This is a genomic window from Empedobacter sp. UBA5924 (genome assembly GCF_002431085.1).
Lineage (GTDB): Bacteria > Bacteroidota > Bacteroidia > Flavobacteriales > Weeksellaceae > Empedobacter > Empedobacter falsenii_B.
In genome coordinates, this window is the sequence record NZ_DJDM01000001.1 from 66,324 (window position 1) to 79,589 (window position 13,266).

The 13,266-nt window shown below is 32.1% G+C and carries 13 protein-coding genes and 1 tRNA gene; 4 read left to right on the top strand and 10 right to left on the bottom strand.

Annotation, left to right across the window (positions count from 1 at the left end):
* The first annotated feature begins 68 nt into the window (after nt 1-68).
* On the top strand, nt 69-1,514 hold the full coding sequence (locus B3792_RS00320; protein WP_280049431.1) for a DUF5723 family protein: 1,446 nt from the start codon (nt 69-71) through the stop codon (nt 1,512-1,514).
* 61 nt (nt 1,515-1,575) lie between these two features.
* Here B3792_RS00320 and B3792_RS00325 read toward each other — a convergent pair whose 3' ends face one another.
* The 3 genes from B3792_RS00325 to B3792_RS00335 all read right to left on the bottom strand — a co-directional run bounded on the left by B3792_RS00325 (nt 1,576) and on the right by B3792_RS00335 (nt 4,235).
* Nucleotides 1,576-2,628 carry an NAD(P)/FAD-dependent oxidoreductase gene (locus B3792_RS00325; protein ID WP_115001902.1) on the bottom strand — a complete coding sequence of 351 codons (1,053 nt, stop codon included), beginning with the start codon at nt 2,626-2,628 and terminating at the stop codon, nt 1,576-1,578.
* Between the two features lie 148 nt (nt 2,629-2,776).
* Nucleotides 2,777-2,850: transfer RNA gene (locus B3792_RS00330), tRNA-Met, on the bottom strand.
* A gap of 203 nt (nt 2,851-3,053) precedes the next feature.
* Nucleotides 3,054-4,235, bottom strand: coding sequence for a pyridoxal phosphate-dependent aminotransferase (locus B3792_RS00335; RefSeq protein WP_219034881.1), 1,182 nt, complete (start codon nt 4,233-4,235; stop codon nt 3,054-3,056).
* 112 nt (nt 4,236-4,347) lie between these two features.
* On the opposite strand from B3792_RS00335, the gene tpx reads away from it, so the two are divergent.
* Nucleotides 4,348-4,848 (top strand): thiol peroxidase, encoded by a 501-nt coding sequence (gene tpx / locus B3792_RS00340; protein ID WP_114997736.1) that lies wholly within the window; start codon nt 4,348-4,350, stop codon nt 4,846-4,848.
* A 67-nt stretch (nt 4,849-4,915) separates the two neighbouring features.
* On the opposite strand, the gene B3792_RS00345 is transcribed toward tpx, so the two are convergent.
* Nucleotides 4,916-5,806, bottom strand: coding sequence for a 3-hydroxyacyl-CoA dehydrogenase family protein (locus B3792_RS00345; RefSeq protein ID WP_114997739.1), 891 nt, complete (start codon nt 5,804-5,806; stop codon nt 4,916-4,918).
* Nucleotides 5,807-6,004: 198 nt separating this feature from the next.
* Entirely contained in the window at nt 6,005-7,009 is a 1,005-nt protein-coding gene (locus B3792_RS00350) for a Gfo/Idh/MocA family protein (RefSeq protein ID WP_114997742.1), read from the bottom strand.
* Between the two features lie 71 nt (nt 7,010-7,080).
* Between B3792_RS00350 and B3792_RS00355 the strand changes: the two genes are divergently transcribed.
* Nucleotides 7,081-7,728, top strand: coding sequence for a protein-L-isoaspartate(D-aspartate) O-methyltransferase (locus tag B3792_RS00355; RefSeq protein ID WP_280045208.1), 648 nt, complete (start codon nt 7,081-7,083; stop codon nt 7,726-7,728).
* Between the two features lie 55 nt (nt 7,729-7,783).
* Here the strand turns inward: B3792_RS00355 and B3792_RS00360 are convergent, their stop codons facing one another.
* The 3 genes from B3792_RS00360 to B3792_RS00370 all read right to left on the bottom strand — a co-directional run bounded on the left by B3792_RS00360 (nt 7,784) and on the right by B3792_RS00370 (nt 10,224).
* Nucleotides 7,784-8,212, bottom strand: coding sequence for a PepSY-like domain-containing protein (locus B3792_RS00360; protein ID WP_180905227.1), 429 nt, complete (start codon nt 8,210-8,212; stop codon nt 7,784-7,786).
* Nucleotides 8,213-8,276: 64 nt separating this feature from the next.
* The gene (locus B3792_RS00365) at nt 8,277-9,551 is read right to left on the bottom strand and encodes a sensor histidine kinase (protein WP_291068563.1); all 1,275 of its coding nucleotides are present in this window, start codon (nt 9,549-9,551) and stop codon (nt 8,277-8,279) included.
* Nucleotide 9,552: 1 nt separating this feature from the next.
* On the bottom strand, nt 9,553-10,224 hold the full coding sequence (locus B3792_RS00370; protein WP_286485014.1) for a response regulator transcription factor: 672 nt from the start codon (nt 10,222-10,224) through the stop codon (nt 9,553-9,555).
* A 93-nt stretch (nt 10,225-10,317) separates the two neighbouring features.
* Between B3792_RS00370 and B3792_RS00375 the strand changes: the two genes are divergently transcribed.
* Nucleotides 10,318-11,334 (top strand): threonine aldolase family protein, encoded by a 1,017-nt coding sequence (locus B3792_RS00375; protein WP_291068566.1) that lies wholly within the window; start codon nt 10,318-10,320, stop codon nt 11,332-11,334.
* Between the two features lie 36 nt (nt 11,335-11,370).
* On the opposite strand, the gene B3792_RS00380 is transcribed toward B3792_RS00375, so the two are convergent.
* Both B3792_RS00380 and B3792_RS00385 read right to left on the bottom strand, forming a co-directional pair.
* Complete coding sequence (locus B3792_RS00380; RefSeq protein ID WP_291068568.1) at nt 11,371-11,880, bottom strand: hypothetical protein; 510 nt, start codon at nt 11,878-11,880, stop codon at nt 11,371-11,373.
* A gap of 89 nt (nt 11,881-11,969) precedes the next feature.
* Nucleotides 11,970-13,145 (bottom strand): trans-sulfuration enzyme family protein, encoded by a 1,176-nt coding sequence (locus B3792_RS00385; RefSeq protein ID WP_280049430.1) that lies wholly within the window; start codon nt 13,143-13,145, stop codon nt 11,970-11,972.
* Nucleotides 13,146-13,266: the final 121 nt, after the last annotated feature.

Consider the following 13,266-nt stretch of genomic DNA (forward strand, 5'->3'; position numbering starts at 1 on the left):
TTGAGCTGTACGTAAAACCGTAATTTATTTCAATTGATTTTTCTTATTTATAATAAAAATTTTATCATTTGAAAAAACTTCTATTAACCGTTATTTTTTGTTCAGGATTTACGTTTGGACAAAATATTTTATCTTTTAGTAATGATCAATATAGCGGGATTAACGGTAGTGTTTTTTCTCCGACAACTTCATATTTTAACCCGAATAAATGGGATATTAATATTATTTCTGAGGATATTTTATTCAGAAATGATTACGCTTACGTATCCGATCAAAACGTATTAGGTTTAATAAAAGGTGAAACAAAATCAGCAAATATAAAAGCTGGAATAAGAGGAGAAACGCATTCTAATATTTTAGATTTCGCAACTAGAAATACGATTTCTTATCATTTGGAAAATGATTTTCTGGGACCTTCCGTTTCTTTTAAAAAGAAAATTAATAATCAAACTTATCGTCTTGGAATTTTCACCCGACTTCGTACACAAGGTTCTATTAAAGATTTAGATAATTATTTTCGTTTTAGTAATCAGAATGAAATAGAACCAAAAAATTATGAGTTTGAACCTACAAAGACAAATGCAATGAATTGGGCTGAATTAGGCTTAAATGTTTCGACAAATTTGTATACAACTAATACTTCTGAAGTTATTATTGGGGCAAATATTAAATATCTTTTGGGTTTAGATGGCGCGTATATCAAAAGTAAAAACGCGATAAAATTAGAAGCTGAACCAACTATAACAAGTACAATCGACAATCCTGATGCAAATATTTATGCGTCAAATTATGATATAAAAGCAGGATATTCTACCAATTATGATTTTGATCGAGATAAATATGTTTTACGAAATAGAGGAAATGGAGTTGGAATAGATTTAGGAATTTCTTTTGTGAACAGAAGAGCGAATGATGAATTATATGATTTCAAATTTTCGGCAAATTTATTAGATGTTGGATTAGTAAAATTCAGAGGCGATAACCATCATTTCTACAATCCCTCGCAAAGAGTTCAAATTCGTAATAATCCAAAATTAGATGGAGTTGAATTTGAAAGTGTTGATCAATATTTAGGACTTTTGAGCAAAGAAGTTTATGGTGATGAAACAAAATCTAAAACGGGAAATAATTTTTCGATCGGTTTACCAACGAGTTTACATCTTAATCTGAGTAAAAAAATTATTGAAAATCATTACTTAAATTTCAATTTGATGCAACGAATTCCAGTTTTTGAAAATAGTTTGAAACGTATCAATGTGCTACAAACTTCTTATACTATCCAAAAAAATGGATTTGGAATTGGACCTTCCCTTTCTATCTATGATTTTGAAAATATAACATTTGGTGGGTATGTAAGAATTGGCCCTCTAATTTTGGGCAGTGATAATGCAATTCCAATCGTTTTTAAACAGAAAAAATTAACTTCTGCGAACTTTTATTTTGGATTAAAATTTTATCCTTTTTGGGACAATGAAGCCAAAAGACGAAGTAGAGAACCTTGTGAATGTGAATAAAAAAAACCTTTTACGCAAAACGTAAAAGATTTAAAAAATATTTCTATTTATTTTGTTAAAATTAGTCAATAGCTTTGACAACCGCTTTTTCGGCTTCTTTTCTTGTCCCGTCGAAACCATCAACACCAGAAACTGTTGTGTATTTCAAGACAAATTTTTTCCCAGGATTCATTCTATTGTAAACAGACTGACACATTAGCGTTGCTTCATGGAAACCACATAAAATCAACTTCAATTTTCCTGGATAAGTATTTACATCACCAATCGCGTAAATTCCTTCGATATTTGTTTGATAATCTAACGCATTATTTACCTTGATTGCATTTTTCTCAATCTCCAATCCCCAATTTGCAATAGGACCTAGTTTTGGAGAAAGACCAAACAATGGAATAAAATAATCTGTTTCAAGTTCAAAAGTTTCACCTTCTTTTTCAATTACCAAACTTTCCACTTTTCCTTCACCTTTGATTCCAGTAATTTCAGCTGGAGTAACCAAATTAATTTTTCCAGCTTTTTTCAATTCAATTACTTTATCAACAGAATCTAACGCTCCACGGAACTCATTTCTTCTGTGTACCAACGTAACTTCCGCAGCCACATCAGCCAAGAAAATCGACCAATCCAAAGCAGAATCTCCACCACCAGCAATTACGATTTTTTTATCACGGAACAGTTCAGGATTTTTTACAAAATACTCCACTCCGTTTTCTTCATACGCTTCGATGTTTTCGATAATTGGCTTACGAGGCTCAAAAGATCCAAGACCACCTGCAATCGCAACCGCTTTTCCTTGCACTTGCGTTCCTTTATTTGTTGTTACAATAAAAGTTCCGTCTTCTTGCTTATCGATTGTTGCAGCTTGTTCGTTCAATGTAAAACCTGGCTCAAATTGTTTGATTTGCTCCATCAAATTATCAATCAATTCACCTGCACCAACAGAAGGATAACCAGGAATATCAAAAATTGGTTTTTTTGGATACAATTCTGTCAATTGTCCTCCTGGTTGAGGAAGTGCATCAATAATATGACATCTCATTTTTAATAAACCTGCTTCGAAAACGGCAAAAAGACCAGTTGGTCCAGCTCCGATTATAACTATATCTGTTTGAATCATTTTTTTGAATTTTATTTAGAACGTTACTAAATTGAATGCAAATTTAATGAATTTGAAAGGATTAATCGATGATTATCATCAGAAGTCTAATAATATTTATTGATAATAAAAAAGACAAATTCAATAATGAATTTGTCTTTTGAAGTTGTAGCGAAGAGCAGAATCGAACTGCCGACCTCAGGGTTATGAATCCTGCGCTCTAACCATCTGAGCTACCTCGCCTTGTTTTTAGTGGTGCAAATATAAGAGGTTATTTTCGATTAAAACAAATCTTTTTTGAAATATTTTCAATAAAAAGTCGCTTAAATAGGCTAATCAATTGAATTTCATTAAAATTAAAATCACATTTTTTTTAAGAAAATATCATCCACAAAAAAATCCTCAAGTAAAACTTGAGGATTTTGATATTTTATCTATTTTTCTACTTACGCTAAAGCATTTTTGATACGTGTCATTGCTTCTTTCAACTCTTCTACAGACGCCGCATACGAGATACGAATACAATTTTTAGACCCGAAAGCCGAACCAGAAACAACTGCAACTTGTGCATGCTCTAATAAATATAAAGCTAAATCATCTGCATTGTTAATTGTAACGCCATTGTATGTATTTCCGAAAGTTGCCGTAACATCTGGAAATAAATAGAAAGCTCCTTTTGGTTCGTTTACTTTGAACGTTGGAATTTCTCTTGCCCAACCTAACATCAATTCACGACGTTCTGCAAACGCATCAACCATGTATTGAACAGAACTTGGATCTGCTTCTAAAGCCGTAATTGCAGCACGTTGAGCGATAGACGTTGCTCCCGAAGTCACTTGTCCTTGTAACGTTTCGCATGCTTTTGCTAACCAAGCTGGCGCTCCAATGAAACCAATTCTCCAACCTGTCATTGCGAAAGCTTTTGCTAAACCATTTACAGTTACTGTTTGATTATAAACTTCTGGGAAAGATGCAATCGAAACATTTTTTTCTCCGTAAACAATGTGCTCATAAATTTCGTCCGAAATAATAATCACATCTGGATATTTTGCTAAAACCTCAGCCAAACCTTTCAATTCTTCTCTTGTGTAAACTGATCCTGACGGATTACAAGGAGATGAATAAATAATAGCACGAGTTTTATCTGTAATTGCAGCTTCTAACTGTGCTGGTGTAATTTTGAAATCAGCTTCTAAAGTTCCTTCCACAAAAACTGGCGTTCCTCCTGATAATTCTACGATATCTGAATAAGAAACCCAATAAGGTGTTGGAATAATTACTTCAGTTCCTTCGTCTACAATTGCTTGTAAAACATTATAAATAGATTGTTTTGCTCCAGTAGAAACAACAACTTGATTTGCTGTATATTCAATATTGTTATCACGTTTAAACTTCTTACAAATTGTTTCCTTCAAATCTGCATACCCTGCAATTGGAGGATATCCTGAATAATTTTCGTCGATAGCTTTTTTAGCTGCCTCCTTGATAAAATCTGGTGTATTGAAATCTGGTTCTCCAATACTTAAACTAATCACATCGATTCCTTGTGATTTTAATTCTCTTGCTTTCGCAGACATTGCAATAGTTGCAGATGGTTTCAAATTCTGTAAACGCTTTGAAAGTTGCATAATATTTGTGTGTTATTTGTAATGTAACAATTTATTATTGCGAAGATACTTTTTTCTCCGTAGAATTTTGTTACTTTTAATCATTAAAAATCTAAGAATAAAATAAAAAATTATGGCTGAAATTACATTCAAAGGAAATCCTATTCATACAGGCGGAGATTTACCTATAATTGGTGAAAAAGCGCCGATTTTTGCTTTAACAGCAGGAGATTTAAGCGACAAAACATTGGCTGATTATGCTGGAAAAAATGTTGTTTTAAATATTTTTCCAAGTGTTGACACTGGTGTTTGTGCGCAATCTGTACGAACTTTTAACAAAGAAGTTTCTTCTGCTGCAAATACAGTTGTGTTATGTATTTCGAAAGATTTACCTTTCGCTTTATCTCGTTTTTGTGCTGCCGAAGGTTTGGATAATGTAGTCACTTTATCTGATTTCAAAAATGAAGAATTCGCAAATGCTTATGGTGTTAAAATGGTTGATGGACCATTAAATGGATTATTATCTCGCGCAGTTGTAGTAATTAATCCAAATGGAGAAGTTGCTTATGCAGAACAAGTTCCTGAAATTGGACAAGAACCAGATTACACACATGCTTTAGCTGCAATTAAGTAATCAAAATAAAAAAAAGCGTTACCCGAAAAGTAACGCTTTTTGTTTTGACTATTTTGTGTAAGATAAACTACTTCGCAAACTGAGCAGCTAATTTTTCTGCTTTTTTAGATTCTGAATAATCATAGAATCCTTCTCCAGATTTTACTCCTTTTTTACCAGCAGTTACCATGTTAACTAACAATGGACAAGGTGCATATTTAGGATTTTTGAAACCATCGTACAACACTTCTAAGATTGATAAACAAACGTCTAAACCGATAAAATCTGCTAATTGTAATGGTCCCATTGGATGAGCCATACCTAATTTCATTACTTCGTCAATTTCTTTCACGCCCGCAACTCCTTCATATAAAGAATAAATTGCTTCGTTAATCATTGGCATTAAAATACGATTGGCGATAAAACCTGGATAATCATTCACTTCAACTGGAACTTTTCCTAATTTTTCTGACATTTCCATAATCGCTTTCGTTACTTCGTCTGTTGTATCGTAACCACGAATAATTTCAACCAATTTCATCATCGGAACTGGATTCATGAAATGCATTCCAATCACTTGTTTTGGACGACTTGTAACAGACGCAATTTTTGTAATCGAAATAGAAGAAGTATTAGACGCTAAAATTGCATTTGCTGGCGCAGCTTCATCAATTTGTTTGAAGATTTTCAATTTCAAATCTAAATTTTCTGTTGCAGCTTCTACAACTAAATCCGCATTTTTTACCGCTTCCGCAGTATCTGTAAATGTTGTAATATTATTTAAAGTTGCTGTTTTGTCAGCTTCCGTAATTTTTTCTTTGGCGATCATACGCTCCAAATTTCCAGCGATTGTTTTCAATCCACGCTCCAAACTATCTTGAGAAACGTCAACCAAATTCACTGCAAATCCTGATTGTGCGAAAACGTGAGCAATTCCATTCCCCATCGTTCCAGCTCCAATAACTGTAATGTTTTTCATCTTTTTGTATGTTTGTTTTTATTATTTATTTTTTTTCGAGATTCGAAGTTCGAAATGAGTTTTGCGAAATTTGATTTTTCAGAATGAGAAGCTGAAATGAATTCAGCTTGACAAATTTTCGTCATTCTGAACTTGTTTCAAAATCACATCATATTCATGCGTTTAGCGAAATTCGAACTTCTAAAATCTAACATCGATTTATTCTTTCTCGATTGTTTGATTTTTGATGACTTGCTGTTCTTTTTCAAAATAAGCAATAATCTCCAATGCAACTTTCAATGCATTTCGTCCATCTTGTAACGAAACTTTAATTGGTGAATTATTCACAATAGAATCTGCAAAGCTTTCTAATTCATCCAAAATTGCATTATTTGGTAAAATTTCTGGATGTTCAAAACAAATTTCTCTACGATCTCCTTTATCGTTTTCCAAAATCATCGCAAATTCACTTGGATTTTCTGGCGCTTTGTGCATTTTAATAATTTCAGTCTTTTTCGTCAAGAAATCAATTGAAATATACGCATTTCGTTGAAAAACACGCATTTTTCGCATATTTTTCATTGACATTCTACTTGTCGAAACATTCACCACACAACCATTTTCAAACTCAATTCGAGCATTTGCAATATCAGGTGTATCACTAATTACCGAAACTCCAGACGAATGAATTGATTTAATTTCTGATTTTACAATCGATAAAATCACATCTAAATCATGAATCATCAAATCTAAAACTACAGGAACATCTGTACCGCGCGGATTAAATTCTGCCAAACGATGCGTTTCAATAAACAATGGTTCTTCGATAAAAGGTGCAGCCGCTGTAAATGCAGGATTAAAACGCTCTACGTGTCCAACTTGCGCTTTCAAACCTTTTTCATTTGTCAATTTCAACAAATGATCTGCCTCTTCTAAGGTATGCGTAACTGGTTTTTCGATGAAAAAATGTTTATTTTTTTCGATCACTTTCAATGCCACTTCATAATGTGATAACGTTGGTGTCACAATATCGACAACATCAACAGCATCAATCAATTCGTCCATCGAACTAAAATATTTATACCCAAATTCAGCTTCAACTTTTTTTCCATTTTCTTCAAAAGAATCAAAGAAGCCAATTAATTCGTATCTTTCCGATTGATTTAATAACTTTAAATGGATTTTTCCAAGGTGCCCAGCACCGATCACTCCTACTTTTAACATTTGGTAGATTTTGCCGTTAAAATTAATGAGAATAAGTTGTATTTAATGCATTTTTGTAAAAATTTTGGAATATGTCTGTAGACGATTTTAAACACAGAGGACGACGCAAAATGTTGGTTGATTTGTTGCGCTCGAAAGGAATTGAAGATGAAAACGTATTGGAAGCTATTAATTTAGTGCCACGACATTTATTTTTAGACAGCGCATTTACGGAATTCGCATATCGCGACGAAGCTTTTCCGATTGCTGCTGGACAAACGATTTCGCATCCGTTTACAGTTGCTTTTCAGACACAATTATTAGATATTCAACCTAATGAAAAAGTCTTAGAAATCGGAACTGGTTCTGGTTATCAAACTGCTGTTTTGGTTGCTTTGGGTGTTGAAGTTTTTACGATTGAACGTCAAAAAGATTTATTTGATTTCTCGAAAATTATGTTGAAAAAAATCAATTTCGAGCCACGCTATCAAACGTATGGAGATGGCTACAAAGGCTTACCTTCTTTTGCTCCTTTTGATAAAATTATTGTAACAGCTGGTGCGCCAGAAATTCCAGAAGAATTAAAAAAACAATTGAATATTGGTGGAATAATGGTGATTCCGGTTGGTGAACAATCGCAACGAATGATTGTGATTATACGTTTATCAGAAGATCAATTTGAGCATTACGAATTTGGAGATTTCAAATTTGTGCCAATGTTAGAAAGTCGAGATAAATAGAATAAAAAACTCCAACTAAACTTTAGTTGGAGTTTTTCTTTGAATATATTTTTTATTAATCATCAATTTTCTTGAAATTTCCATTTTTATCAAATTTTAATTCAAGTCCATTATTCAATTTTACTTCAATTTCTTTTCGATCTCTTTCAATTTTTGTGATTGTAGTATTCGGAAAACTTCTTTTCACATAATTCGAAATTTTAGCTGGAATAAATCCTGTTGGAATAGCATTTCGTTTTCCATCAACTTCTTTCCAAGCTCCGTCTCCGTCAAATTCTACCTTTGTTCCATTTGCCAAATACACTTTATATTCTTTCGAAAAATAATCATCGTCCAACATCACAGAACCAACTTGTTTTGCACCAAAATACTTATTGATAAATTGCTGTCCCGTTTTTGGAACTTGGTTATATTTTATCGCTTTATCTTGAGCAAAAGAAATCAACGTTGCACTTAACATGATAACACTTAAAAACTTTTTCATTTTGTTTGATTTTATAATTATAAGACAAAGTTGCAAAGTGAATTAGGAAAGATTTGGGAATAATTTATTTTTTCAGAATAAATTGATGAAAAGGAAACTCATAATTGTAATCTAACTTTAGATTTTGTTGATTTCTGATAATCGTGTCCACAATTGAAAGCCCCAATCCATTATTACCATCACTTGTTCCTTGTTTATAAAAACGACTAAAAATAAGATTCGAATCCAACGTTGCGTTTTTTCCTGTATTCGAAATTATAAATTGATTTGAATCACTTTCTATCTTAATAATTTTCTCATCATTGTTATGTTTGATCGCATTTCTAATCAAATTTGAAATTAAAATTCGAGCCAAATCGATATTAAAATCAAGAATAAAATCTGCCTTAAAATTTGTTTCTAATTTAATTTCTTCTGCTTCTAAAATATCTTCATAATCTTCAATCAAATCATTTGTTAAAGCTGTAAAATTAACTTCAACATTATTTTTATATTGATTATTCTCGATTCGAGACAACATTAACAACGATTTATTAAGATTCACCATTCGCCAAAGTGTTTGCTTAGTTTCTACTAAACTCATCACTTCTTTTTCGTTTAAATCTGAATTTTCTATTAGCAAATCAAGTTTATTTAGTGCAATTGTCAAAGGCGTTTGCAATTCGTGCGAAGCATTTTCGATGAATAATTTTTGCGAGTTAAAAACCTCATCATTTCGATTAATCATTCGCTCAATTTCTTTTTGCAAATAAGAAAATTCTTTCACATTCGTTTCAACAAGTTTTGGTTTTTCGTTATTTCCCACTTCATATTTTCTTAATTGAGAAATAATCTGTCCAAAAGGTTTGAAGGCTTTTTTCAATCCAAAATGATTAATCAACAATATACTAATCAAGATAAAAAAGTATAACGCAATCAAAGAAAGAGACAAATCATAAATCAATTCGTCTTCTTCGACGGTTGACGTTCTAATTTCTAATGAATACGGATGATTTTCTTTGTCATAAAAACCAGTTCTCAATATACGATAAGGCTCCATATCATCATCGTATCCCATGTAAACTAACTCATTTGAAAAATGATTTCTTTCATCATATTTACTTGGATCAACTTTGGTAATTTTGAATTGACTTAACCCAAATTCGGTTGTATTTAATAAATTCGGATCGCGATAAGCTTCTCGAATAATCTCAATTTTTTGATTCTTCAATCCGTCATCTACATTGTCATAAACCTCATCCAAAATCAAGGAATGAAAAAGAAATGCCCAAATCGCAATAACGATTAGTAACCAAAATGTGAGGTAACGAAATGTATAATTTTTTAGTGATATTTTCATGTTAAATCAACTTATAACCAATCCCATAAACCGCTTGTAAATCGGCTTCAGAATTCGCTTCTTTCATTTTTTTTCTTAGATTCTTTATTTGCGAATAAATAAAATCTAAATTATCTGACAGCTCAATATGATCTCCCCAAACACTTTCTGCTAAAGTCGTTTTCTGAAAAACACGTTCGGGTCTCAACATAAAATAATACAGCAAATCGTATTCCTTTCTGTTCAATTTCAGTTCGATATTATTTACTTTAACCAAACGATCTTCAGGAAAAATTTGAATATTTTTATAACTCAAAATATCTTCTCCTTTTTGTAGATTTTTGCGTAAAGCAACTTTAATTCGAGCCAATAATTCAGCAAAATGAAATGGTTTCGCCAAATAATCATCCGCGCCAACCAATAATCCTTCTACTTTATCATCAACCGAATCTTTTGCCGACAAAATAATCACCGAAGTTTCTTTATGAAGATTCTTTAATTCCTTCAACAAAGACATTCCATCACCATCTGGCAACATCATATCCAATAAAATGCAATCATAATCGAACGAAATTATTTTATCCAAAGCTTGCTGATAATTATCCGCAGTTTCGACAATCATCTTTTCCTTTTCTAAAAACTCAACAATCGTTTCTTGCAATTTTATTTCATCTTCTACGACTAAAATCTTCATAATTCAGTTTAAATAATTGGTAAAAATAGATAGTAAAATAGGAAAGAATTAGGAAAACTCCTACTTTTATTCTCAAAATTTAAGATTTCAATTTTGAAAAAATATAGCTTTAAAAATGATTATAGCGAAGGCGCTCATCCAGCAATTTTGCAACGATTAATCGATACAAATTTAGAACAAACAATTGGTTATGGCGAAGATGAATTTTGCAATGAAGCAAGAGAATTGATCAAAAAATATCTGAAAAAAGATGCTGCAATTCATTTTGTTTCTGGTGGAACACAAGCCAATTTAATTGTAATTTCTTCTATTCTAAAACCACATGAATCTGTAATTGCAGCAGAAAGTGGGCATATTGCTGTTCACGAAACTGGCGCGATAGAAGCAACAGGACATAAAGTAAATACTATTGCGACGGATAATGGAAAAATAACTCCTGAGCAAATTTCGGTTGTTCTTGCCACGCACACGGACGAGCATATGGTAAAGCCAAAATTGGTTTATATTTCTAATTCTACGGAAGTTGGCAGTGTTTATTCAAAAAAGGAATTACAAGAGCTTTATCATTTTTGCCAAGAAAATAATTTATATCTTTTCGTTGATGGCGCGCGTTTAGCTTCTGCTTTAACTTCTTCTAAATGTGATTTAAGCTTAGAAGATATGGCAAATTTTACAGATGTTTTTTACATTGGTGGGACTAAAAATGGTGCACTTTTAGGTGAAGCAATTGTGATAAATAATTTGAAATTGGATGAAGATTTTCGTTATCATATCAAACAAAAAGGCGGAATGTTAGCGAAAGGACGTTTGATTGGAATTCAGTTTTCGGAAATGTTTCGAGATGATTTATTTTTCGAGATGGGAAAACACGCGAATCAAATGGCAGAAAAATTAGCAAATGCTATTTCAGCAAAAGGTCACAACTTTTTGACAGAACCATCTTCTAATCAAATTTTTCCTATTTTACCAAATTCAATTATCGAAAAACTACAACAAGATTTTGAGTTTTATATTTGGCAAAAAATTGATGAACAAAATTCTGCAATTAGATTGGTTACTTCTTGGATAACGCCAGAGAAACAAGTAGAAAATTTTATCAAATCAATATAAAAAATAAAGGATCCATAATTTGTGGATCCTTTTATTTTAATAATAATCTTTCACATTTTTCAAACGCTCTTTATCTCGTTTATACTGAGACTTTCTGATTTCTTTTTTACGTTTCATCAAATTTTTATCGTAAGAATAATTACGTTCTATTCGCTTGATATCTCTTTCATATTCGTCTTCTAAGCGCTCTAATCGATTATCAATTCTATCTTTGTAATAATCGTCACGATGAGAATTTGACCATTTGTAACGTTGATTATCATTTAAGATTTTATCAATATCACGTTGTAAATTGTAAGAAATCTCTCTGTTTCTTCTACCTTTTTCGTAACCAGATAAATTGCGATCTCTTCCAACTCTTTCGAAATCTTTACTTGCTTGTTTTTTTAAAGCAATTATTTTATTTTTTTGACTACTTGATATTCCGTAATAATCAGATCTTTCAATTAAAACATCGACATTTCTATTATTTCCATCATTTGGTCTATTTTGCGCATAACTTGACATTGTAAACAACGCAAAACCAAAAATTAAAAACTTCTTCATATTCTAAACTTTCGTTTAGAATAAGCAAAGTCCGTGCTGAAATGAATAAATTATTAAAATTTATATTTAATCAACAACTAATCAATTAATTAAACCTTAGTTTTTTCTAACGCTTGCAAAATATCTTCGATAATATCCACTTTATCCTCCAAACCGACCGATAAACGAATAGAACCTGGCCTAATTCCCAAATCTGCACGTTCTGCATCTGATAATTTTGCGTGAGTTGTAGTTGCTGGATGCGTTGCAATCGATCTCGAATCTCCTAAATTAGACGTATATAAAATCATTTCTAATGCATCAATAAATCTGAAAGCACGTTCTTTTCCTCCTTTCACTTCAAATGTTACGATTCCACCCCCGCCTTTCATTTGTTTTTTCGCCAACTCATATTGCGGATGCGATGGTAAAAATGGATATTTCACATCTGCAATTTCAGCATGATTTTCCAAAGCTTCTGCCAACGCCAACGCATTTTCGCAATGACGATCCATACGAAGTGGCAACGTTTCTAAACTTTTAGAAATTGTCCACGCATTAAAAGCCGACATCGCCGGACCTGTATGACGAATAAAAAACATCATTTCATTGATTAATTCTTCTTTTCCTACAACTACTCCACCCAAAACTCGACCTTGTCCGTCCATATATTTTGTTGCAGAATGAATAGATAAATCAAATCCAAATTGCAAAGGTTGTTGTAAATATGGCGTTGCGAAACAATTGTCAATTGCAAAAATAACATTCGGATGTTTTTCTTTCAATTTTGCCAAAGCTTCTAAATCAAATAATTCTAATCCAGGATTTGAAGGCGATTCTAAGAAAACAATTTTTGTATTTGATTGAATTGCTTTTTCCCAATCCTCGATATTTGGCGTTTCTACATATGTATAAGTTACGCCCCAACGCGGAAATAATTGCGTAATTAATTGATGTGTAGAACCAAAAATTGCACGACTCGATACAATATGATCTCCACTTTTTATATACGAAGCAAAAGATGCAAAAACAGCAGCCATTCCCGAAGCAAAAGCTAAACCTGCATCTGCTTTTTCCAAAGCACAAACGCGATTAATAAACTCTGTTGTATTTGGATTTGCATAACGTGAATAAACCATACCTTGCTCTTCTTCTGCAAAAATTGCACGTCCTTGCTCTGCGCTATCAAAAATAAAACTTGATGTTAAATATAATGGAACCGAATGCTCGCGAGTAGCAGATCTTGGCGCTTGCTCACGAATTATCTTAGACTGATCTTTTTTCATAAGAATCAAAGTTAACGATAGTTTTATTAAGCAAAAAGCTTTTAATAAAGTTTTAAACAGAAATTATTTCTGTTTTCAATCGTTGTTTCGATAATTTGACTGTTTCTAAAAAGATTTTTAG

What these genes read in the sequence shown, in the direction of transcription:
- B3792_RS00325 (WP_115001902.1), bottom strand. Translation starts at nt 2,628, where the DNA reads ATGATTCAAACAGATATAGTTATAATCGGAGCTGGACCAACTGGTCTT.
- B3792_RS00335 (WP_219034881.1), bottom strand. Translation starts at nt 4,235, where the DNA reads ATGCAACTTTCAAAGCGTTTACAGAATTTGAAACCATCTGCAACTATT.
- tpx (WP_114997736.1), top strand. Translation starts at nt 4,348, where the DNA reads ATGGCTGAAATTACATTCAAAGGAAATCCTATTCATACAGGCGGAGAT.
- B3792_RS00345 (WP_114997739.1), bottom strand. Translation starts at nt 5,806, where the DNA reads ATGAAAAACATTACAGTTATTGGAGCTGGAACGATGGGGAATGGAATT.
- B3792_RS00350 (WP_114997742.1), bottom strand. Translation starts at nt 7,009, where the DNA reads ATGTTAAAAGTAGGAGTGATCGGTGCTGGGCACCTTGGAAAAATCCAT.
- B3792_RS00355 (WP_280045208.1), top strand. Translation starts at nt 7,081, where the DNA reads ATGTCTGTAGACGATTTTAAACACAGAGGACGACGCAAAATGTTGGTT.
- B3792_RS00360 (WP_180905227.1), bottom strand. Translation starts at nt 8,212, where the DNA reads ATGAAAAAGTTTTTAAGTGTTATCATGTTAAGTGCAACGTTGATTTCT.
- B3792_RS00365 (WP_291068563.1), bottom strand. Translation starts at nt 9,551, where the DNA reads ATGAAAATATCACTAAAAAATTATACATTTCGTTACCTCACATTTTGG.
- B3792_RS00370 (WP_286485014.1), bottom strand. Translation starts at nt 10,224, where the DNA reads ATGAAGATTTTAGTCGTAGAAGATGAAATAAAATTGCAAGAAACGATT.
- B3792_RS00380 (WP_291068568.1), bottom strand. Translation starts at nt 11,880, where the DNA reads ATGAAGAAGTTTTTAATTTTTGGTTTTGCGTTGTTTACAATGTCAAGT.
- B3792_RS00385 (WP_280049430.1), bottom strand. Translation starts at nt 13,145, where the DNA reads ATGAAAAAAGATCAGTCTAAGATAATTCGTGAGCAAGCGCCAAGATCT.